This window comes from Heyndrickxia acidiproducens DSM 23148 (genome assembly GCF_000374345.1).
In the GTDB taxonomy this organism is placed as follows: domain Bacteria; phylum Bacillota; class Bacilli; order Bacillales; family Bacillaceae_C; genus Weizmannia; species Weizmannia acidiproducens.
On the sequence record NZ_KB893983.1, the window covers coordinates 20,518 to 40,277 of the forward strand.

General features: G+C 46.3%; 21 protein-coding genes. 17 read left to right on the plus strand and 4 right to left on the minus strand.

What is annotated here, in order from left to right; genetic code table 11:
- Positions 1-225: 225 nt before the first annotated feature.
- The 3 genes from C232_RS0104625 to C232_RS19235 all read right to left on the minus strand — a co-directional run bounded on the left by C232_RS0104625 (position 226) and on the right by C232_RS19235 (position 1,210).
- Positions 226-561: a spore coat protein gene (locus tag C232_RS0104625; RefSeq protein WP_018661777.1), complete on the minus strand. Its 336-nt coding sequence runs from the start codon at positions 559-561 to the stop codon at positions 226-228.
- A gap of 35 nt (positions 562-596) precedes the next feature.
- On the minus strand, positions 597-854 hold the full coding sequence (locus C232_RS0104630) for a hypothetical protein (RefSeq protein ID WP_018661779.1): 258 nt from the start codon (positions 852-854) through the stop codon (positions 597-599).
- Positions 855-1,078: 224 nt separating this feature from the next.
- Positions 1,079-1,210 carry a YuzL family protein gene (locus C232_RS19235; RefSeq protein ID WP_018661781.1) on the minus strand — a complete coding sequence of 44 codons (132 nt, stop codon included), beginning with the start codon at positions 1,208-1,210 and terminating at the stop codon, positions 1,079-1,081.
- Between the two features lie 179 nt (positions 1,211-1,389).
- Here C232_RS19235 and C232_RS0104640 point away from each other — a divergent pair, with 179 nt between their 5' ends.
- From C232_RS0104640 to yunB, 15 genes are all read left to right on the plus strand, one after another.
- Entirely contained in the window at positions 1,390-3,774 is a 2,385-nt protein-coding gene (locus C232_RS0104640; protein ID WP_018661783.1) for a 3-hydroxyacyl-CoA dehydrogenase/enoyl-CoA hydratase family protein, read from the plus strand.
- Between the two features lie 36 nt (positions 3,775-3,810).
- Positions 3,811-4,989 carry an acetyl-CoA C-acetyltransferase gene (locus tag C232_RS0104645; RefSeq protein WP_018661784.1) on the plus strand — a complete coding sequence of 393 codons (1,179 nt, stop codon included), beginning with the start codon at positions 3,811-3,813 and terminating at the stop codon, positions 4,987-4,989.
- A 34-nt stretch (positions 4,990-5,023) separates the two neighbouring features.
- The gene (locus C232_RS0104650; RefSeq protein WP_018661786.1) at positions 5,024-6,808 is read left to right on the plus strand and encodes an acyl-CoA dehydrogenase family protein; all 1,785 of its coding nucleotides are present in this window, start codon (positions 5,024-5,026) and stop codon (positions 6,806-6,808) included.
- 176 nt (positions 6,809-6,984) lie between these two features.
- The gene (locus tag C232_RS0104655) at positions 6,985-7,344 is read left to right on the plus strand and encodes an arsenate reductase family protein (protein ID WP_018661788.1); all 360 of its coding nucleotides are present in this window, start codon (positions 6,985-6,987) and stop codon (positions 7,342-7,344) included.
- 103 nt (positions 7,345-7,447) lie between these two features.
- Positions 7,448-7,831, plus strand: coding sequence for a glycine cleavage system protein GcvH (gene gcvH / locus C232_RS0104660; RefSeq protein WP_018661790.1), 384 nt, complete (start codon positions 7,448-7,450; stop codon positions 7,829-7,831).
- A gap of 61 nt (positions 7,832-7,892) precedes the next feature.
- A complete protein-coding gene (locus C232_RS0104665; RefSeq protein WP_018661792.1) occupies positions 7,893-8,198 on the plus strand; it encodes a thioredoxin family protein in 306 nt (101 codons plus the stop codon).
- A 170-nt stretch (positions 8,199-8,368) separates the two neighbouring features.
- Positions 8,369-8,716 (plus strand): hypothetical protein, encoded by a 348-nt coding sequence (locus C232_RS0104670; protein WP_018661795.1) that lies wholly within the window; start codon positions 8,369-8,371, stop codon positions 8,714-8,716.
- A 387-nt stretch (positions 8,717-9,103) separates the two neighbouring features.
- Positions 9,104-9,889, plus strand: coding sequence for a Fe-S cluster assembly ATPase SufC (sufC, locus tag C232_RS0104680; protein ID WP_018661799.1), 786 nt, complete (start codon positions 9,104-9,106; stop codon positions 9,887-9,889).
- Positions 9,890-9,908: 19 nt separating this feature from the next.
- Positions 9,909-11,219, plus strand: coding sequence for a Fe-S cluster assembly protein SufD (gene sufD / locus C232_RS0104685; RefSeq protein WP_018661801.1), 1,311 nt, complete (start codon positions 9,909-9,911; stop codon positions 11,217-11,219).
- Positions 11,219-12,448: a cysteine desulfurase gene (locus C232_RS0104690; RefSeq protein WP_018661803.1), complete on the plus strand. Its 1,230-nt coding sequence runs from the start codon at positions 11,219-11,221 to the stop codon at positions 12,446-12,448. Before sufD ends, C232_RS0104690 begins: the two co-directional genes overlap by 1 nt.
- Positions 12,438-12,911 carry a Fe-S cluster assembly sulfur transfer protein SufU gene (sufU, locus tag C232_RS0104695; protein WP_018661805.1) on the plus strand — a complete coding sequence of 158 codons (474 nt, stop codon included), beginning with the start codon at positions 12,438-12,440 and terminating at the stop codon, positions 12,909-12,911. The genes C232_RS0104690 and sufU overlap by 11 nt, the downstream gene beginning before the upstream one ends.
- A complete protein-coding gene (gene sufB, locus C232_RS0104700) occupies positions 12,892-14,289 on the plus strand; it encodes a Fe-S cluster assembly protein SufB (RefSeq protein WP_018661808.1) in 1,398 nt (465 codons plus the stop codon). Before sufU ends, sufB begins: the two co-directional genes overlap by 20 nt.
- Before the next feature lie 214 nt (positions 14,290-14,503).
- Complete coding sequence (locus C232_RS0104705; protein WP_018661810.1) at positions 14,504-15,880, plus strand: bifunctional metallophosphatase/5'-nucleotidase; 1,377 nt, start codon at positions 14,504-14,506, stop codon at positions 15,878-15,880.
- Between the two features lie 55 nt (positions 15,881-15,935).
- Positions 15,936-16,244: a YunC family protein gene (locus C232_RS0104710; protein ID WP_018661812.1), complete on the plus strand. Its 309-nt coding sequence runs from the start codon at positions 15,936-15,938 to the stop codon at positions 16,242-16,244.
- 93 nt (positions 16,245-16,337) lie between these two features.
- Positions 16,338-17,072, plus strand: a complete 735-nt coding sequence (gene yunB, locus C232_RS0104715) for a sporulation protein YunB (protein ID WP_018661814.1) — start codon at positions 16,338-16,340, stop codon at positions 17,070-17,072.
- Positions 17,073-17,167: 95 nt separating this feature from the next.
- Here the strand turns inward: yunB and C232_RS0104720 are convergent, their stop codons facing one another.
- The gene (locus C232_RS0104720; RefSeq protein ID WP_018661815.1) at positions 17,168-18,163 is read right to left on the minus strand and encodes a M23 family metallopeptidase; all 996 of its coding nucleotides are present in this window, start codon (positions 18,161-18,163) and stop codon (positions 17,168-17,170) included.
- Between the two features lie 170 nt (positions 18,164-18,333).
- Here C232_RS0104720 and lipA point away from each other — a divergent pair, with 170 nt between their 5' ends.
- Both lipA and C232_RS0104730 read left to right on the plus strand, forming a co-directional pair.
- Positions 18,334-19,260 carry a lipoyl synthase gene (lipA, locus tag C232_RS0104725; protein ID WP_018661817.1) on the plus strand — a complete coding sequence of 309 codons (927 nt, stop codon included), beginning with the start codon at positions 18,334-18,336 and terminating at the stop codon, positions 19,258-19,260.
- 166 nt (positions 19,261-19,426) lie between these two features.
- On the plus strand, positions 19,427-19,705 hold the full coding sequence (locus C232_RS0104730) for a YutD family protein (RefSeq protein ID WP_018661819.1): 279 nt from the start codon (positions 19,427-19,429) through the stop codon (positions 19,703-19,705).
- Positions 19,706-19,760: the final 55 nt, after the last annotated feature.

Here is a 19,760-nt window from a genome sequence, read left to right on the forward strand (position 1 = left end):
AAATGGCTTTCATAAGGGTGATGAACGCCATCCCGAGCAAAATATAGGATCAAAATAGCTTTCATAAGGGTGATGAACGCCATCTCGTGCAAAATTTAGGATCAAAATAGCTTTCATAGCACCGATGAACGCCATCCCGTGCAAAATAAAGGACCAAATTGTCTTTCATCAAGCAGCTTAGCTGAAAAAGGGGCCTTCCCCGGTACCGGGACAGCCCCTTTCTAATTATTGAAGGTGTCCGCCGTATGGAAATTGGCTGGAGTAGCCTTGGTGCTGCTGCAATGATTGCTGCATTTTTTCCTGTTCGGCTGCTTCCAGACTGTACCATCCTTTTTGGAACATCAATTCATAAAGTCTGCGCTGCTGGTTCTGCGTTTCGGTAAAAATTGAAAGCAGATCCTGGTAAAGCGCATCATGGCTGGCTTCGTTCATGGCTGTATTATAAGAAGCAGTCATGTACTTTTCCATCGCGAGCAGATCATTCGCAAGGTCTCGGTCATTCATTTGGGGCGTCTCCGGAACCTGCGTCTTTGGGTTTTGGATTTTTTGCTGATTATTCATATCCATGCCTCCTTATCAATAAAATTCAATACAAGTTATTGTTGCTGTTGTGTCTGCCCAAGATGGCCCATAATTTGCTGGTAATGGCGCTGGTGCATCTGCCCGCAAGCTTCAAATGCAGCTTTAAGTTCTGCTTCCTGGGAGCGTGCTGCGGCATCGTGCGCTTTTTTCATGGCAAGCAGGTTCCAGGCGAGCATATCATCAACATAAGACAAATCTTTTGTAGTCAATACCCGTGGCGGTGTTTGATAGACCTGCTGCTGGTTTTGCTGTGAAAAAGGCTGCTGTTGCATTATAAATTCCTCCTTTTCTGGTTCCAGATCTTCGTTTATTCTTTGAACAAGGGACGTATCTTATACAACGCCCCGCAAAAATTAAGTGAAACTCCACCATTGGGATTTCTCGTCCCGCACGGATGGTTAGTTCAAAGAGAGAGCCTCACTGCCCGTTATGCCGGGAAAAACGGGCGGCAAAAACCGGCTGTAAGATGTTAGCGGACGATAATACCGCTATGCCGCTATTTTTTGTACTGGTTGTTTTGGCTGTTTACTTTGCCGCCGCCGTCCCTTTCAACCGTCGGGCCGGCATTGCCCTTTACGCTTGCTGCTGAGACACCTGCTTTTGACGGGTTTTTCTTTAACCTGGCCATCGTTTCACCTCCTGTACATGTACGGTTATAGCTTATCCAAACAGCCCCGATTCAAATAAAAATTTAAAAAAATGTTCATTTTTCGTGAATAAGTGATTGCTAGGTTGAGAAAATTCGTATATATTAGTAATAGAAATAGTGAATGAGTATTCATTCAAACATTCGAAAGGGGATACTATATGCGGTATAACATTAAAAAAGCAGCGATTATCGGCTCCGGCGTGATGGGATCCGGAATCGCTGCCCACCTGGCAAACATCGGAATTCCAACGCTTTTGTTGGATATCGTCCCAAAAGAATTGACAGATGAAGAGAAAGCAAAGGGGTACACACTGGAAAATAAAGAAGTACGAAACCGTTTCAGCCAATCCGCGCTGCAAAAATTACTGAAGCAAAAACCCGCGCCGCTCGCTTCCAAAAAAAGCCTGGCACTGATTGAAGCCGGCAACCTGGAAGATGATCTTGGGCGTTTAAAAGAAGCCGACTGGATCATTGAAGTGGTGACGGAACGTTTAGAGATTAAGAAATCTGTATTTGAAAAAGTGGATCAAAACCGCCGGCCCGGCACGATTGTCAGCTCTAATACATCAGGGATATCGATTGAGGCGATGGCATCCGGCCGCAGCGAGGATTTCAGGAAACATTTTCTCGGTACCCACTTTTTCAACCCGCCCCGCTATTTAAAACTTTTAGAAGTGATTCCGACTGCCGAAACCGATCCTGAAGTTACGGCATTCATGAAACAATTTGCAGAGGATGTTTTAGGCAAAGGCGTGGTCATTGCCAAAGACACGCCGAACTTTATCGGGAACCGCATCGGGACATACGGTCTCCTTGTTACAGTACAGGAAATGTTAAAAGGCGGCTATACGGTTGGCGAAGTGGACTCGGTTACAGGCCCTATCATCGGACGGCCGAAAAGCGCAACCTTCAGAACCCTGGATGTCGTTGGCATTGATACATTTGTGCATGTCGCCAATAACGTCTATGAAAAAGTTGAAGGACGGGAAAAAGCCATTTTCAAAGTACCGGACTTCATTCATCAGCTTGTTGAAAACGGCTGGCTTGGCAGCAAAACCGGGCAAGGCTTTTATGTGAAAAAAGGAAAAGAAATTTATGAATTGAATCCGGAAACGATGGATTACAGGGAACGCACAAAAATGAAAGCGGATTCTTTGGCAGCGGCCCAGCAGGCAAAAGGCCCGGCAAACAAAATGAAGGCGATCGTTTATGCGGATGATCGTGCCGGACAATTGCTGTGGAACGTTCTCGCCCCTGTCCTGGTTTATTCCGCTGAACTGGCCGGCGTGATTGCCGATGATATTCTGGCTATCGACCAGGCGATGAAATGGGGGTTCGGCTGGAGTTACGGGCCGTTTGAAACATGGGACGCAATCGGTGTTGAAAAATCCGTACAAAAAATGGAAGAGGAAGGGCTCACAGTGCCGGACTGGGTAAAAGAAATGCTTGAAAACGGCTGTTCTTCCTTTTACAAAGAAGAAAACGGCCATGTTTCTTATTACCATAACGGCGCATACAAAACGGCGGAAGCAAATCCGAAAGCAATCAATTTGAAGGCACTGAAAAAGCAGGGCAAGGTGATAAAAGAAAATACGGGTGCAAGTTTGATCGATATCGGCGACGGGGTCCTGCTGCTCGAGTTTCACTCCAAAAGCAATGCGATCGGGCCCGACATTTTGCAGATGATCCATTTTGCAGTCGATGAAGTGGAGAAAAATTACAAAGGACTGGTGATCGGCAACCAGGGCAAAAATTTCTGCGTCGGTGCCAATGTTGCATTGATGCTGATGGAAGCACAGGATGACAATATTTTTGAACTCGACATGGTTGTCCGCCAGTTCCAAAATACGATGATGAAAATCAAATACAGCCAAAAGCCGGTTGTTGCAGCACCGTTTCAGATGACGCTCGGCGGCGGTGCGGAAGTCTGCCTGCATACGGCCCATATCCAGGCTGCAGGCGAAACCTATATGGGGCTTGTGGAAACCGGTGTCGGCTTGCTTCCCGGCGGCGGCGGAAACAAAGAATTGTATATAAAACATTTGAAAAATATTCCGGAGGGTGTGCAGTTTGATCTGCAACATGTGGCCAACAAAGTGTTCGAAACGATCGCAATGGCGAAAGTGTCCACTTCTGCCGAAGAAGCACGCCAAAACGGGTTTCTGGATAAAAGCGACGGCATCAGTGCCAATCCGGACCATCTGATTGATGATGCCAAACAAGCGGTGCTTTATTTGGAAGCATCGGGCTACAAACCGCCTGTCCGCGAAAAAATCCCTGTTGTCGGGGAAACCGGCTATGCGGCACTGTTGCTTGCTGCACAAACGATGCATCTGTCGGGCTATATTTCCGAATACGATTTGAATATCGCGAAAAAAATCGCGTATGTGCTCTCCGGCGGAAAAGTCCCGTATGGCACAAAAGTTGATGAACAATACCTGCTCGATTTGGAGAGAGAAGCATTTTTAAATCTGATCGCGCAGCCGAAAACACAGCAAAGAATGCAGCACATGCTTGTAAAAGGAAAGCCGTTAAGGAATTAATTTTTTTACAAAAAAGCACAGAAAGAGGGGAACTTCATGAAAGAAGCTGTCATTGTGGCCGGAGCGAGAACGCCGGTCGGCAAAGCAAAAAAAGGAACATTGGCTGCGGTAAGGCCGGATGATCTCGGGGCGGCAGTGGTCAAAGAAACGTTAAAGCGCGCGGGCAATTATGAGGGCAATATTGATGATTTGATTATCGGATGCGCGATGCCGGAAGCAGAGCAGGGGCTCAATATGGCACGCAATATCGGGGCCTTGTCAGGGCTGCCGGAAACGGTGCCGGCCATTACGATCAACCGTTACTGTTCATCGGGTTTGCAGGCGATCGCATACGGGGCGGAAAGGATTATGCTCGGGCATTCGGATACCGTCATCGCCGGCGGTGCTGAGTCGATGAGCCTTGTCCCGATGATGGGCCATGTGATCCGCCCAAATGTAAAACTGGCTGAAACGGCACCAGAATATTATATGGGCATGGGCCATACGGCGGAAGAAGTGGCGAAAAAGTTCGGCGTCAGCCGCGAAGACCAGGATGCTTTCAGTGTGCGCAGCCACCAAAAGGCGGCAAAAGCACTTGCGGAAGGGAAATTCAACGACGAAATTGTGCCGGTCGATGTCACCATCCGTTCAATCGGCGAGGATCATCAACTGATTGAAAAACATGTTGTTTTTTCAAAAGATGAAGGCGTTCGTCCGGATACCAATATTGAAACGCTCGCAAAACTGCGCCCGGCTTTTTCGGTAAGGGGAACGGTGACAGCCGGGAACTCATCGCAAACCAGTGACGGTGCCGCAGCTGTGCTGTTGATGGACCGGGAAAAAGCGGATTCCCTCGGTTACACACCGCTGGCCAAATTCCGTTCTTTCGCGGTGGCAGGGGTGCCGCCGGAAATCATGGGAATCGGCCCGGTTGAAGCGGTGCCGAAAGCATTGAAACTGGCCGGGCTGAGCTTGGAAGACATTGGCTTATTCGAGCTGAATGAGGCTTTTGCTTCACAGTCCATCCAGGTCATCCGCCAGCTTGGATTAAATGAAGAAATGGTCAATGTGAACGGCGGTGCGATCGCACTCGGCCATCCGCTTGGCTGCACCGGCGCCAAATTGACTTTGTCGCTCATTCACGAAATGAAAAGAAGAAATGTCCAATTTGGCGTCGTTACGATGTGCATTGGCGGCGGCATGGGCGCAGCCGGCGTCTTTGAACTGATTTCTTAATGGGCAACGAAACAAAAAAGGGAGGAATTTTCAATTGGTAAACCAAACGGAAAAGATTGTGAAAGGCGGCAGCTTTTTAATTGAAGACGTTACACCTGAACAGGTTTTTACACTCGAAGAACTGACGGAAGAACAAAAAATGATCGCGAAAACAGCGGAAGATTACACAAACCATGAAGTGGTGCCGCAAGTGGAATACTTGGAAAAACACGAGTTTGACCGCTCTGTAAAACTGTTGAAAAAAGCTGGCGAACTCGGGCTGCTCAGCGCCGATGTTCCGGAAGCATACGGCGGCCTTGCTCTCGATAAAGTAAGCTCCGCATTAATTTCCGAAAGAATTGCAAAAGTCGGCGGCTTTGCGATTTCCCATGGTGCCCACGTTGGCATTGGTTCACTGCCAATTGTTTTATTTGGAAATGAAGCGCAAAAGAAAAAATATCTGCCAAAACTTGCGACAGGGGAATGGCTTGCCGCATACGCCCTGACCGAGCCGAGTTCCGGATCTGACGCAAGGAGCGCAAAAACGCAGGCAAAATTAAATGAAGCCGGAACCCACTATATTTTAAACGGGGAAAAACAGTGGATTACCAATGCCGGGTTTGCTGATGTTTTCACCGTTTATGCACAAGTTGACGGCGGCCAGTTCACCGCCTTTATCGTGGAGCGTACTTTCCCGGGCGTATCGACAGGCGCGGAAGAAAAGAAAATGGGGATCAAATCGTCTTCCACGAGGACCCTAATTTTAGAGGATGTGCAGGTGCCGGTTGAAAATGTACTCGGTGAAATTGGCAAGGGCCATAAAATTGCCTTCAATATTTTAAATATCGGCCGTTATAAATTAGGGGTCGGTGCAGTCGGCTCCAGCAAGCATGTACTGGAAATTGCCGTGAAATACGCAAATGGGCGCCAGCAGTTCAAAACGCCGATCTCACAATTTAATCTGACAAAAGAAAAATTCGGAACGATGGCAGCCAAATTATACGCGGCGGAAAGTTCGGTTTACCGGACCGTTGGCTTGTTTGACGAAAGAATGAGCCATTTCACGCCGGAAGAAGAAAAAGACGGGAAGGCTGTCGCCAATGCGATTGCAGAATATGCGATTGAGTGCTCCCTGAATAAATTCTTCGCCTCCGAAGTACTCGATACCATTTGCGATGAAGCGGTGCAAATCCATGGCGGCTATGGCTTCATGGATGAATATGAAGTATCGAGGGCTTATCGTGACTCCCGCATTAACCGCATTTTTGAGGGCACGAACGAAATCAACCGTCTGATCGTGCCGGGCACCTATGTGAAAAAGGCATTCAAAGGGGAACTGCCGCTATTGCAAAAAGCACAAAGCCTGCAGGAAGAATTATTGATGATGATGCCGGAGCAGGTGGGCGATGAGCCGCTTGAACAGGAAAAGTATGTGGTTAGAAACATGAAAAAAATTACGTTGCTTGCAGCCGGTACCGCACTGCAAACTTTCGGAAAAACATTTGAACAGGAACAGGAACTGCTTGCCAATATTGCGGATCTTGTCTCTAATGTGTATGCAGCAGAGTCGTGCGTGCTCCGGACAGAGAAGGCGATCACAAAAGACGGGATTGAAAAATCGAAACAAAAATGGCTCTACACGCAGATTTTCACACAAGAAGCGTTCAATCAGTCTGAACAGATTGCGAAAGAATCACTTGCTGCCTGCTTAAAAGGCGACCAACTGCAAATGACGCTGTCCGCGCTTCGCAAATTAACGCGCCACACCCCAATCAACGTGATTGCGAAAAAACGTGAAGCGGCCGATAAAATCATTGAAGCCGAACGCTATGTCCTATAAGATAAAGTGAGCAGTTGATCTCCCACCTATCTTCTTTGTACCTTAAATCTTAAGGTGGGAGTCTTACTGCCCGTTATGGTGGGAAAAGCGGGAAAAGAAGCGACTTCTCGGTTGCTTCTTTTCTTTACATACGGTATACCTTTTTATAGGAAGCTTAATGTAAAGGAGTGAATCACATGGCATTGGTTTTTTACTGGTACCCGAAATGCGGGACATGCCGTAAAGCAAAAAAATGGCTGGATGAACATAGCATCACATATGACGCCATCCACATTGTTGAAAATCCGCCGTCCAAAGCACAACTAAAGGAATATTACGAAAAGAGCGGGCTTGAGCTCAAAAAGCTGTTTAACACAAGCGGGCGAAAATACCGGGAACTTGGTTTGAAAGATAAAATCCCGGCCGCATCGGAAAACGAGCTTCTTGAATGGCTCGCCTCAGATGGGATGCTAATCAAGCGCCCGATTTTGGCAGACGGCGATTTTGCGCTGTTCGGTTTTAAAGAAGAAAATTACGAAAAATTACTTGTGAAATGATCCGGTTCTCTTGATTTATCCTTCATTTTCATGTAAATATAAAGTGAGGTTTCAGGAGATTGTAACATGGAAAAAGGCATACATACGATGGAGGGATTGAGAGATGGCGGTACCACAGGAAGTGCGTTATACAAAAGAACATGAATGGGTAAAAGAAGAGGACGGCCATTACCGGATCGGCATCACGGATTTTGCACAAGCTGAGCTGGGGGATATTGTGTTTGTTGAATTACCGGAAAACGGTGATGAAATTAAAGCAAATGAACCTTTTGGGAGCGTTGAATCCGTGAAAACCGTATCGGAGTTATATGCGCCGATCAGCGGAAAAGTCGTTGCGGTAAATGAAGCATTAAATGACAGCCCTGAATTTGTCAATGAATCTCCATATGAAAAGGCATGGATGATAGTGGTTGAACCATCCGATCCAGGCGAAGCAGAACAATTATTATCACCTGAACAGTATGAAGAAATGATTAACGAAGAATAAATCAGTGAGGGCATCGCAGAACATGCGGTGCCTTTATTTCAATAAAGGAATGAGTCATCTTATGGAGGATTGGACAAAAGAACAGATTGGCGAACGAATCAAGCAAGAACAAAAACTGGCACTCTATTTTTACACCCCTTTATGCGGTACATGCCAATTGGCAGGGAAAATGATGGAAGTAGTTGAAGCGGCGGCAGGGCAGTTCACCTACGCGAAAGCCAACCTCAATTACGTTCCCGAAATGGCGGAGCGCTTTCACATTGAGAGCGTACCGTGCCTGCTTTTATTTGACAATGGACGTTTAAAAGATAAAGTGTACGCTTTTCAATCTGTTCCGTTTTTGTTTGAAAAATTAGCCAGCCTATAAATCTATTTCTCGGGAAATATTTCGACAAGCTTCGAGGGCGTTGTCTTTTTTTCGTGCGCAAACGGCGTTTTTTGGGGGAAAGCGGCAGTTTTTGTTGTAAAAATGGTGCAGGAATCAGGAGATCAATGCGGAATTACAAACATATACGAAACCGGATGGGGTGTGTTTGTATGGAAGAATTGACCCAATCATTCCTGAATCATGTGAACCGGAAGAATCATTTGAAGATATTGCTGCCCGAGAAGCCGCTGATTGCCTGTATTCATTACGGGGAAAGTACCTGCTGTATTTCTTTTTCAAAAGATCTTGTCCGCAATTTGTGCAACAATGAATGGCCGGAAGACATTGATATTGAAATTACGCTTCCACACTTGGTATTCAGGCAATTATTATCACGCCAGGTGCGCCTTAGTACCTGCCTGCAAAACAGGGAAGCCCGGTTTAAAGGCACTTTCCGCCATTTTCTGCTGGTGGAGTCGCTGCTGTGGCTTGGGAGCGGCGAAAAATATACAGCCTGAATATCGTTGCAGCGCATGCCTCGGTACATGGACGGCAGGAAAAGCAATCTTGGCATTTTCCCCATTTTATCAAATAACATTGTGAGAATGAGAATCACAAAAAGCCGTGAACAGGGGAATCGCGGCTTTTTCTTTTTGCTTGAAGCAGGAATGGGGGGATAATCAGATTGTAAATAAAATACGTATCAAGAATTTTATGTCAAGTCCACTTTGTGCTATCATAAAAGAATAAACAAGAGAGGGCAAGTGGCGGTAAAGAGGTGACATTGTTCTTTGAAACATAAGGTTTTTACTGGTTGCACATAGTTTTCATTTGTTATAAAATAAGAATGAGAATAAACTGAGAATGAAAAGATAGACAAATATATCATAACGGAGGAATTTTTTATGGCGGGTTCAAAACTAGTAGTAAAAGATCTTCACGTGGAAGTAGAAGGAAAAGAAATTTTAAAGGGTGTCAATTTGGAAGTGAACAGCGGTGAGTTCCATGCCATCATGGGACCGAACGGAACAGGGAAATCAACGCTGTCCTCGGCAATTATGGGCCACCCGAAATACATTGTCACACAAGGGAGCATTACCCTTGACGGAAAAAATGTGCTGGATATGGAAGTGGACGAGAGGGCAAGGGCCGGCCTGTTTCTCGCGATGCAGTACCCGAGCGAAATTAGCGGCGTGACCAATGCGGATTTCATGCGTTCGGCGATTAACAGCCGCCGTGAAGAGGGCAATGAAGTATCGCTGATGAAATTCATCCGGGAATTGGATAAAAAGATGGAATTTCTTGAAATGGATACGAATATGGCACAGCGTTACTTAAACGAAGGTTTCTCAGGCGGCGAGAAAAAACGGAATGAAATACTGCAGCTGATGATGATTCAGCCTAAACTGGCCATCCTTGATGAAATTGACTCCGGACTTGATATCGATGCATTGAAAGTCGTGTCCAAAGGGATTAATGAAATGCGCAGCAGCGAATTCGGATGCATTATCATTACCCACTATCAGCGTCTATTAAACTATATTACGCCTGATGTGGTCCATATCATGATGCAGGGGCGCATTGTTAAATCCGGAGGCCCTGAGCTGGCAACCCGCCTGGAAGCAGAAGGATATGAATGGATCAAAGATGAACTCGGAATTGAAGACGAAACGATCGGCCAGGAAGCCTGAGTGAGGAGGAGCAATGGACATGTTAGTAGAAACAAAATTATCGATGGATCAACAGGATGTCCGCTCGTTTTCCGCTGAAAACGGGGAGCCGGATTGGTTTACAGCGTTTCGCGTCCATGCTTTGGACTTGGCCGGACTCGCACCAATGCCGGAAGCGGATAAAACGAAACTGAATAAGTGGAATTTCACGCAGTTTACCGGTTTCCGGACAGAAAGCGCGGCTTACCGGTCTTTAAATGAACTGCCTGAAAAAGTGAAAGCACTCGTTAACTTGGAAAATGCTGAACAGAACCTTTATATTCAACACAACCAACAGCCTGCGTATCTTTCACTATCGGACGATGTCAAGGCAAAAGGGGTCATTCTAACCGATATATTGACAGCAGTGAAAGAATACCCTGATCTGGTGAAAAAATATTTCATGAAAGATGCCGTGAAAGTGGATGAACATAAACTCACCGCACTCAATGCCGCTTTGGTAAACGGCGGGGTATTTCTGTATGTCCCGAAAAATGCGGTAATTGAAGCGCCGATCCAGACGATTTTTATCCATGACCATGAAACGGCGCCGCTGTTTAACCATGTGCTCGTTGTGGCGGATGACAACAGTGCGGTCACCTATGTGGAAAATTATATTTCGGTTAACGATGAGGCGAAAGGAATCGTAAACATTATTGCAGAAGTGATCGCCGGCTCCAATGCCAAAATTGAGTTTGGCGCTGTCGATACGCTTGCAAAAGATGTGACCACTTATGTTAACCGCAGAGGGATTACGGGCCGTGATGCACAGATTGAATGGGCACTTGGCATGATGAACGATGGCAATACAATTTCTGACAATACCACCAATTTGATCGGCGACGGATCTGTTTCCCATACGAAAACGGTGGCAGTCAGCCGCGGGAAACAAACGCAAAACTTTACGACAAGAATTACCCACTTTGGGAAAAATACGGAAAGCTTTATTTTAAAACACGGCGTTGTGAAAGATGCGGCAACAGCAATTTTTAATGGTATCGGCAAAATTGAGCATGGCGCTTCAAAATCGGATGCAGAACAGGAGTCACGCGTTCTGATGCTGAGTGAAAAAGCCCGCGGTGATGCCAACCCGATGCTGCTAATCGATGAAGATGATGTCATGGCCGGCCATGCTGCTTCTGTTGGACGTGTTGATCCGGTGCAACTGTATTATCTGATGAGCCGCGGTATTTCAAAAAACGAAGCAGAACGCCTGATTATCCACGGTTTTCTGGCTCCGGTTGTGGCGCAGTTGCCAATTGATAGCGTAAAAAAACAATTGACGGAAGTCATTGAAAGGAAAGTCAGATAATGGATATAAAAGAAGTTCGCCGGCAGTTTCCAATCTTGGATCAGGAAGTAAACGGTCATCCGCTTGTTTATTTAGACAGTGCTGCGACTTCGCAAAAACCGCTTCGTGTCATTGAAACGGTCAATGACTATTACCGCGGATACAATTCTAATGTCCATCGCGGGGTCCATACACTTGGTACGAAAGCAACCGACCGCTATGAAGGCGCACGTGAAAAGGTCCGCAAGTTTATCGGTGCTGAATCGACGGAAGAAGTGGTATTCACAAAGGGGACGACAGCAGGCCTGAACTTGGTTGCGATGAGTTTTGGAAATGTGCAGGTCCATAAAGGTGACGAAATTGTCATCACCTATATGGAGCATCACAGTAATTTAATTCCATGGCAGCAACTGGCGAAAAGAAAAGGTGCTGTTTTAAAATACATCCCGCTAAAAGATGATGGAACGCTAGCGCTTGAAGATGTGCAAAATACGGTCACAGACCAAACCAAAATCGTCGCCGTTGCACTCGTCTCCAATGTGCTCGGCACGATTAACCCGGTGAAAGAGATTGCCAAAATCGCACACAGCCATGGTGCTTATATGGTTGTGGATGCTGCCCAGGGCGCGCCGCATATGAAAGTGAATGTCCGGGATCTGGATTGCGATTTTCTCGCGTTTTCCAGCCATAAAATGTGCGGCCCGACCGGTGTCGGTGTGCTGTACGGCAAGAAAACCCTGCTTGAAAACATGGAACCAATCGAGTTTGGCGGTGAAATGATTGATTTTGTCGGCCTGTATGATTCGACATGGAAAGAGCTTCCGTGGAAATTTGAAGGCGGCACCCCGGTTATTGCCGGTGCGATCGGTTTGGGCGAAGCCATTGATTTTCTCGAAGAAGTCGGCCTTAACGAGGTGCAGGCTTATGAACATGAATTAAGTGCATATGCATTCGAACAGCTTTCCGGCGTGGAAGGCATTACGATATACGGGCCGCAGAACCCTGCGGAACGTGCCGGGCTTGTTACTTTTAACATAAAGGATATCCATCCGCATGATGTTTCAACAGTACTGGATGCAGAAGGAATCGCGATCCGCGCAGGCCACCATTGTGCACAGCCGCTGATGAAATGGCTTGGAGTTGCTGCAACCGCCCGCGCCAGCTTTTATTTATACAATACGAAAGAAGATATTGACAAATTGGTTGCCGGTATCGTGAAAACAAAGGAGTATTTTACGAATGTCTTCTAATAATCTTGATGCGCTATACCGAAGTGTGATTATGGATCATTATAAAAATCCGCGTAATCGGGGGAGTTTGGAAAATGGCAGCTTAACCATTGATATGAACAACCCGACTTGCGGGGACCGGATTCATTTGACAATGATCGTGGAGGATGGGATTGTTAAAGATGCAAAATTCACAGGTGAAGGCTGCTCGATCTCAATGGCTTCCGCTTCCATGATGACACAGACGATCAAGGGAAAAAAAATACATGAAGCGTATAAGCTCTCGCATATATTTTCAGAAATGGTGCAGGGAAAAGACTATGAAGACGATGTCGATTTGGGCGATATCGAAGCCCTGCACGGTGTCTCGAAATTCCCGGCCCGGATTAAATGCGCCACGTTGGCATGGAAGGCAATGGAAAGAGGACTGAAAGAAGAAGAAGGAAATGGAGGAATGATTCCTGATGGCGAAAAAGATGCCTGAGATTGGCGATTATAAGTATGGCTTTCATGATAAAGACGTTTCCATATTCCGTGCAAAACGCGGTTTGACGAAGGAAATTGTCGAAGAAATTTCGAAGATGAAGCAAGAACCGCAGTGGATGCTTGATTTCCGTTTAAAATCCCTGGAGCACTTTTACAAAAAACCAATGCCGCAATGGGGCGGGGATTTATCTGCTTTAAATTTTGACGACATTACGTATTATGTAAAACCGACTGAACATTCGGGGCGTTCCTGGGATGAAGTACCGGCTGAAATCAAAAACACTTTTGATAAGCTGGGGATTCCGGAAGCAGAACAAAAGTATTTGGCCGGTGTATCTGCACAATACGAATCGGAAGTTGTCTACCATAATATGAAAAAGGATCTTGAAAAACTCGGGATTGTTTTTAAAGATACGGATTCCGCTTTAAGGGAAAACGAAGACATTTTCCGCAAATACTTTTCAACGGTTATTCCGCCGACAGATAATAAATTTGCGGCTTTGAATTCAGCTGTTTGGTCGGGTGGTTCTTTTATCTATGTTCCAAAGGGTGTAAAGGTCGATACACCGCTGCAAGCCTACTTCCGGATTAACTCGGAAAACATGGGGCAATTTGAACGGACCTTAATTATTGTCGATGAAGGCGCCTCTGTCCACTATGTTGAAGGCTGCACGGCACCGGTTTACACAACTAATTCACTGCATAGCGCCGTTGTCGAAATTATCGTCAAGAAAGATGCGTACTGCCGTTACACGACCATCCAAAACTGGGCAAATAACGTTTTCAACCTTGTTACGAAACGTGCCGTCTGTGATGAAAATGCAACGATGGAATGGATTGATGGCAACATCGGTTCGAAATTAACGATGAAGTATCCGTCCGTGCTGCTGCGGGGTGAAGGCTCACGCGGCATGACCTTGTCGATCGCGATTGCAGGAAAAGGCCAGCACCAGGATGCCGGTGCGAAAATGTATCACCTGGCGCCAAATACTTCTTCAACGATTGTATCCAAATCGATTTCCAAACACGGCGGCAAAGTAACTTACCGCGGCATGGTCCATTTTGGCCGTAAAGCTGACGGCGCCCGTTCGAACGTAGAATGCGATACGCTGATCATGGATAACCAATCCACTTCGGATACGGTGCCTTACAATGAAATCCTAAATAACAATATTTCATTGGAACACGAAGCAAAAGTATCCAAAGTATCAGAAGAACAGCTCTTCTATTTGATGAGCCGCGGCATTTCCGAACAGGAAGCAACAGAAATGATCGTCATGGGCTTCATTGAGCCATTTACAAAAGAACTCCCAATGGAATACGCCGTCGAAATGAACCGCTTAATTAAGTTCGAAATGGATGGCAGCATCGGGTAAATCGGGTAAATTAAAAAAGCAGCCGCAATGGCTGCTTTTTTTAATGCTGGAAAAATAGGCTATACTCCAGAAGAAGGCTTCTTTCCAAACATCTATTCCGGAATCGTGGTAAAATAAATTCCATAAGTGATTTGGAAGGCGGGTTTGTTTTTGCCTTCTGAATGCCACCATAAAACGGAAATCTAATCACCCTGTGTGATAAGGGGAATGTGAAATGAACGAAACGATACATATTTACCATACAAATGACATCCACAGCCATTTTGAAAACTGGCCGAAGATCCGTGCGTTTTTGGAGCGGAAAAAGGAACAACATCAAGCAAGAAATGAAGAGATGCTGCTTTTTGATATCGGCGACCATGTCGACAGATGGCATCCCTATTCGGAGGGGACGCTCGGCAAAGCGAATGTACAGCTGTTAAATGAGCTTGGCTATCTGGCAGCAACGATTGGCAATAATGAAGGGATTACACTGCCGCATGCGGCACTCAATACGTTATACGGCGCGGCACAGTTTGATGTGATTGCAGCGAACCTTTATGACAAGCAGTTTAAAAGGCCGCAATGGGCAGTGCCCTATAAAATTTATACGGCAAAAAGCGGGATAAAGATCGGGGTAACCGGTGTGACGGCGCCGTTTTACCAATTGTACCAGCTGCTTGGCTGGCAATTGTCCAACCCGCTTAAAGAACTGGGAACACAGGTGGAAATTTTGAAAAAAAAAGCGGATATCTTGATTGTGCTCTCACATTTAGGGATTCATCAGGACAGGCAGCTTGCACAACTTTATCCGGAAGTGGACCTCGTTTTGGGCGGCCATACACATCATGTGCTGGCAAAAGGGGAAATGGACGGGCAGACACTGCTGGCAGCCGCCGGAAAATACGGTTATTATCTCGGCCACGTAAAGCTCGAACTGGATCCATCGACCAAAAAAATTGTTTCCCGCTCGGCACAGGCACTGCCAACGGGAAACCTCCGGGAGCCGGTTGATGAAGAACAGGAAATTCAGCATTATTATTTTGAAGGGAAAAAAATGCTGGGCAAGAAGCTGGTGTATCTGCCGGAAACGCTCGAATCAGACTGGTTCCGCGAAACACAGCTGCCGCTTATCCTTTGCGAGGCGGTGCTGGAATGGTGCAAGGCCGACTGCGCGTTTTTAAATGCCGGCCTTGTGCTCGACCATTTGGAAAAAGGAACGGTGACAAAATTTGATCTGCACCGGATCTTGCCGCACCCGATTAATCCCTGCCTGGTAGAACTGACCGGGGCCCAGCTTGAGGAAGTCTTGGTCGAAACACTCGATCCAAAATGGGAAAAGCTTGAACTGAAGGGGCTTGGTTTCCGCGGCAAAATCATGGGCCGGTTTGTTTACCGCCAGATCCGCTTTGATCATGCGCTGCGCAAAATTTATATCCAGGGCCGCCCGCTTGAACCGAAGCGCATCTATAAGCTTGGGACAGTTGACATGTACACATTTGGCGACTTTTTTCCGCATATCAGAGAAGCCAAAGCGCATTACTTTATGCCGGAATTTTTGCGTGATGTGCTGGAATGGAAACTTTTGCAACTCTATCCTGTTCAATCATAGGAACATTTCCCCTCCGCTCACATAAAGTATGAAGGAATACGTTAGGAAGGAGCGGATGGTATTGGTAACCGTGACGCCGGTCCATATAGAAGGGCATACATTTATCGCAACGACAGTCCAACTGCCGAAAACAACGCTGCTGGCTGTTTCAAATGAAAAAGGATATATCATGTGCGGCGCACTTGATGTCGGGTTGCTGAATGACAAGTTAAAAGACCGCCGCATCATTGCAGGCAGGGCGGTCGGCGTGAAAACGATTGAGCAATTGCTGGAAGCCCCGCTCGAGTCTGTCACCTGGGAGGCGGAAAAAGCCGGAATCATAACAGGAATGCGCGGAAAAGAGGCTTTGTTGAAGCTCGTGTAATGCGGCGATTTAGTTTTTTTGGTCCAAAGTCATGAAATTCATCATACATTCCCCCTGGAAAAGCATACATTTAGCTTACAGGGGGGATTTTTAATGAGAAAATTCCGCACCCGCGGATCGCGGCGGTCTCGGCGGGGCCCTTTGCCGATGCGTTATGTGCTGTTGCTATCACTGGCTTTCTTTACGATTTCCACCATCATCAGCATCATGATCATAGACGCCGGCATTAAACCGACATTGATGCAGTATGCAGAATCGGAAACAAAAAAAATAGCAGCTTATGTGACCAACCAGGCGATCGAAGACCATGTGAGCGGGGATAAGAACAGTACACTCGATACAATTAATCCAAGCGAACTGGCTAGAATTGAAGCGAAAATCGAAAATCAGATCATCAGCCAATTTAAAGAAGTGGAAACAGGTGATATCACATCTCTGGAAGAAATTTCAAACGACGGTATGCTGGACGGAAGTAAAAAATCAAAAGAAGAAATCTTTTCGGTCCCGCTTGGTAAAGTAACCGATATTGCTTTATTGGGAAATTTGGGCCCGGATATTCCGGTAACCTTCCAAATGGTGGGCGATATTGAGAGTTCCAATATTAAAGTGAAAAAAGAAGAATACGGCATCAATAATGCGTTTTTTTACATTTATGTGCAATTAAAAATCAAAATGCAGGTGATTATCCCATTTGCTTCCGATATCATTACTTACACACGCGATGTTCCGCTCGCAATGGGAAATTATAGCGGGGATGTTCCGCAATTTTACAATGGAAACGGGAACACAACAACACCTGTGATAGAACTGCCAAAAGGCTCAAAATAAGTAATGGAGAGCATGCTGGCTGGCATTTAACCCGGTATGCCGGAAGAACACAAGGCCTGTATGCCAAGCGTTTATCCCGGCATGCAGGGAGGCAGTCAGCCATGATCCCTGCTTTTTCTTTTTTCAAGGGTTTCCCATCTTCTTAAATAAGGATAGGGATCGAATGACCATTCATTGCGGCCGTTATCTTTATACATCCCGTAATGCAAATGCGGCGGAAATTTCCCCGCTGTTCCGGGCGGGCCGTACCCGGTACTGCCGACGCCGCCGATGACCATTCCGGGTTTGACCACCTGGCCGACTTTGATATTTTTCGCAAAGCCGCTCATATGGGCGAAATAATGATAGGTATTATTGAGATCACGGATGCCGATGCGCCAGCCGCCGTATTTATTCCAGCCTTTCATTTCGACAACGCCGTAGCATGTGGCACGCACCGGGACACCGTAATCCGCAAAAATATCGGTGCCTTCATGGATGCGCCTGCCTCCCCAGCCCCTTCTGTCCCCCCATGTGCTGCGGTAGCTGTAATTGTATCCGGCCGGGAGCGGAAAAGCCTGATCCGTTAATTGGATGGTTCCAAACGTCTGATAGATTTTAGCTTTTTCGGTAATGAGCTGTACGGCTTTGTCCCGTTGATAATAATTCCAAAGCGCAATTTCGATATTGTCCTCATCCGTTCCGTACTGCAGCAAATAGGCACTCATCGTATATAAGACATCCAGATCGTCCGTACGGTCTGCCCGGTGATCCCCATTTCCGTCTTTTCCGATCCCGTTAAAAAGCGCAATTGCGGAAGGATCTGTGTCCTGTTGCTCCGGGTTGGCGGCGCCGGACCATTTTTCAGGGGAAAAATAGATGGAAATCAGGCCGGCCGGTTTTGGCAGATCGGAACGGACCAACCGGTTGCTTCGTTCGTACTGGTCGATGGCAGCCAGGTAATACCATGGAATCTGCGTAAAGGCTTCCATCGTTTTATACAGTTCCATCCGCTTCTTATACATGCCTGAATCTGTCAGTTCTTTTGCCTGAATGGGTTTCGTTGAAAAAAGCAAACCTGTAAACAGGCAGACAAGCAGTGCAACCCGCATTTAAAAGCCCTCTTTCTTTTTAAATGATATATATAGTTTGGACAGGCGGAGTATTTTCATAAATATAAAATATTGGAAAAACCGGTTGCATCTTCTTTAACAAAGTTCTCTAATATGGTAAAGTGAAGGAAGAACAGCAAAACCCAAGCGAATGAGTGGGAGATGAGGGAATGAGTAAACAGGAAGAAATTTTGCGCAAGCCTGAGTGGTTGAAGATCAAGTTAAATACGAATCAAAATTACACAGGATTAAAAAAGATGATGCGCAGCGAGAATCTACATACCGTATGCGAAGAAGCCAGATGCCCGAATATTCATGAATGCTGGGGAACAAGAAGAACGGCTACCTTTATGATCTTAGGGGATGTATGTACGCGCGCCTGCCGTTTCTGCGCCATAAAAACCGGGCTGCCTTCCGAACTCGACTGGCAGGAGCCGGAACGCGTTGCTGATTCGGTGCAAAAAATGAACCTGAAGCATGTTGTCATTACAATGGTGGCCCGCGATGATTTAAAAGACGGCGGTGCAGCCGTTATGGCGGAAACCATCCGTGCGATCCGCCGGAAAAATCCGTTTACAACCGTTGAAGTGCTTCCATCCGATTTACGTGGTGTTTATGAAAGCTTAAAGGTACTGATGGATGCCAAACCGGATATTTTGAATCACAATATTGAAACCGTTCGCAGGATGACGCCGAGAGTCCGTGCCCGTGCGACCTATGACCGTTCCCTGGAATTTTTGCGCCGCGCCAAAGAAATGCAGCCGGACGTCCCGACAAAATCAAGCATAATGGTCGGGCTTGGGGAAACGAAGGAAGAATTGGTTGAAGCCATGGATGACCTGCGTGCAAACGAAGTCGATATTCTCACGATCGGCCAATATTTGCAGCCAACGAAAAAGCATATGAAGGTTGTCAAGTATTACCATCCGGATGAATTTGCGGAATTACGGGACATCGCCATGAAAAAAGGTTTCAGCCACTGTGAGGCAGGCCCGCTTGTCCGTTCTTCCTACCATGCCGATGAACAGGTCAACGCGGCTGCAAAAGCAAAGCATATTTTAGGTAAACACGAAGCCCAGCATACACAGGAAGTTTAGGGCAGTCCCGGTTTTAAAAAAACTGCGCACAGAAAAGCGCAGTTTTTTTCTATATCTTTTTTCGCTTTAACGGAATTTTATCATTTTCCATCGTAATCGCGGCAGTTTTCGCTATAATAGATAAGAGTGATCAACCGCGCTTAGCGGCAGTATTGGAGTGATTAGATTGATTACCATCCATCACCACACATATGAAATCATTACGGATTACCGGAATGGTTTTAAAGAAGATGCGTTTCGCAGCCGCTACAGTGAAATACTTGAAAAATACGATTATATTGTCGGGGACTGGGGCTACGGCCAGCTGCGGCTGCGCGGCTTTTTTGACGACCGGAACCCGAAATCCGCATTTGATACAAAAATCAGTACACTGACGGAATATCTTTATGAATACTGCAATTTTGGCTGTGCCTATTTTGTTGCAAAAAAGGTTTCTGCCAAATAGAACATTAGCGATGGCCTTTGTTATGGTAAAATAATGTGTAGAATGTGGATAGAGG

What these genes read in the sequence shown, in the direction of transcription:
- C232_RS0104710 (WP_018661812.1), top strand. Translation starts at nt 15,936, where the DNA reads ATGGTATTGGTAACCGTGACGCCGGTCCATATAGAAGGGCATACATTT.
- sufB (WP_018661808.1), top strand. Translation starts at nt 12,892, where the DNA reads ATGGCGAAAAAGATGCCTGAGATTGGCGATTATAAGTATGGCTTTCAT.
- C232_RS0104720 (WP_018661815.1), bottom strand. Translation starts at nt 18,163, where the DNA reads ATGCGGGTTGCACTGCTTGTCTGCCTGTTTACAGGTTTGCTTTTTTCA.
- C232_RS0104625 (WP_018661777.1), bottom strand. Translation starts at nt 561, where the DNA reads ATGAATAATCAGCAAAAAATCCAAAACCCAAAGACGCAGGTTCCGGAG.
- C232_RS0104645 (WP_018661784.1), top strand. Translation starts at nt 3,811, where the DNA reads ATGAAAGAAGCTGTCATTGTGGCCGGAGCGAGAACGCCGGTCGGCAAA.
- C232_RS19235 (WP_018661781.1), bottom strand. Translation starts at nt 1,210, where the DNA reads ATGGCCAGGTTAAAGAAAAACCCGTCAAAAGCAGGTGTCTCAGCAGCA.
- C232_RS0104640 (WP_018661783.1), top strand. Translation starts at nt 1,390, where the DNA reads ATGCGGTATAACATTAAAAAAGCAGCGATTATCGGCTCCGGCGTGATG.
- C232_RS0104630 (WP_018661779.1), bottom strand. Translation starts at nt 854, where the DNA reads ATGCAACAGCAGCCTTTTTCACAGCAAAACCAGCAGCAGGTCTATCAA.
- C232_RS0104690 (WP_018661803.1), top strand. Translation starts at nt 11,219, where the DNA reads ATGGATATAAAAGAAGTTCGCCGGCAGTTTCCAATCTTGGATCAGGAA.
- C232_RS0104670 (WP_018661795.1), top strand. Translation starts at nt 8,369, where the DNA reads ATGGAAGAATTGACCCAATCATTCCTGAATCATGTGAACCGGAAGAAT.
- lipA (WP_018661817.1), top strand. Translation starts at nt 18,334, where the DNA reads ATGAGTAAACAGGAAGAAATTTTGCGCAAGCCTGAGTGGTTGAAGATC.
- sufU (WP_018661805.1), top strand. Translation starts at nt 12,438, where the DNA reads ATGTCTTCTAATAATCTTGATGCGCTATACCGAAGTGTGATTATGGAT.
- C232_RS0104665 (WP_018661792.1), top strand. Translation starts at nt 7,893, where the DNA reads ATGGAGGATTGGACAAAAGAACAGATTGGCGAACGAATCAAGCAAGAA.
- sufC (WP_018661799.1), top strand. Translation starts at nt 9,104, where the DNA reads ATGGCGGGTTCAAAACTAGTAGTAAAAGATCTTCACGTGGAAGTAGAA.
- yunB (WP_018661814.1), top strand. Translation starts at nt 16,338, where the DNA reads ATGAGAAAATTCCGCACCCGCGGATCGCGGCGGTCTCGGCGGGGCCCT.
- C232_RS0104705 (WP_018661810.1), top strand. Translation starts at nt 14,504, where the DNA reads ATGAACGAAACGATACATATTTACCATACAAATGACATCCACAGCCAT.
- gcvH (WP_018661790.1), top strand. Translation starts at nt 7,448, where the DNA reads ATGGCGGTACCACAGGAAGTGCGTTATACAAAAGAACATGAATGGGTA.
- sufD (WP_018661801.1), top strand. Translation starts at nt 9,909, where the DNA reads ATGTTAGTAGAAACAAAATTATCGATGGATCAACAGGATGTCCGCTCG.
- C232_RS0104655 (WP_018661788.1), top strand. Translation starts at nt 6,985, where the DNA reads ATGGCATTGGTTTTTTACTGGTACCCGAAATGCGGGACATGCCGTAAA.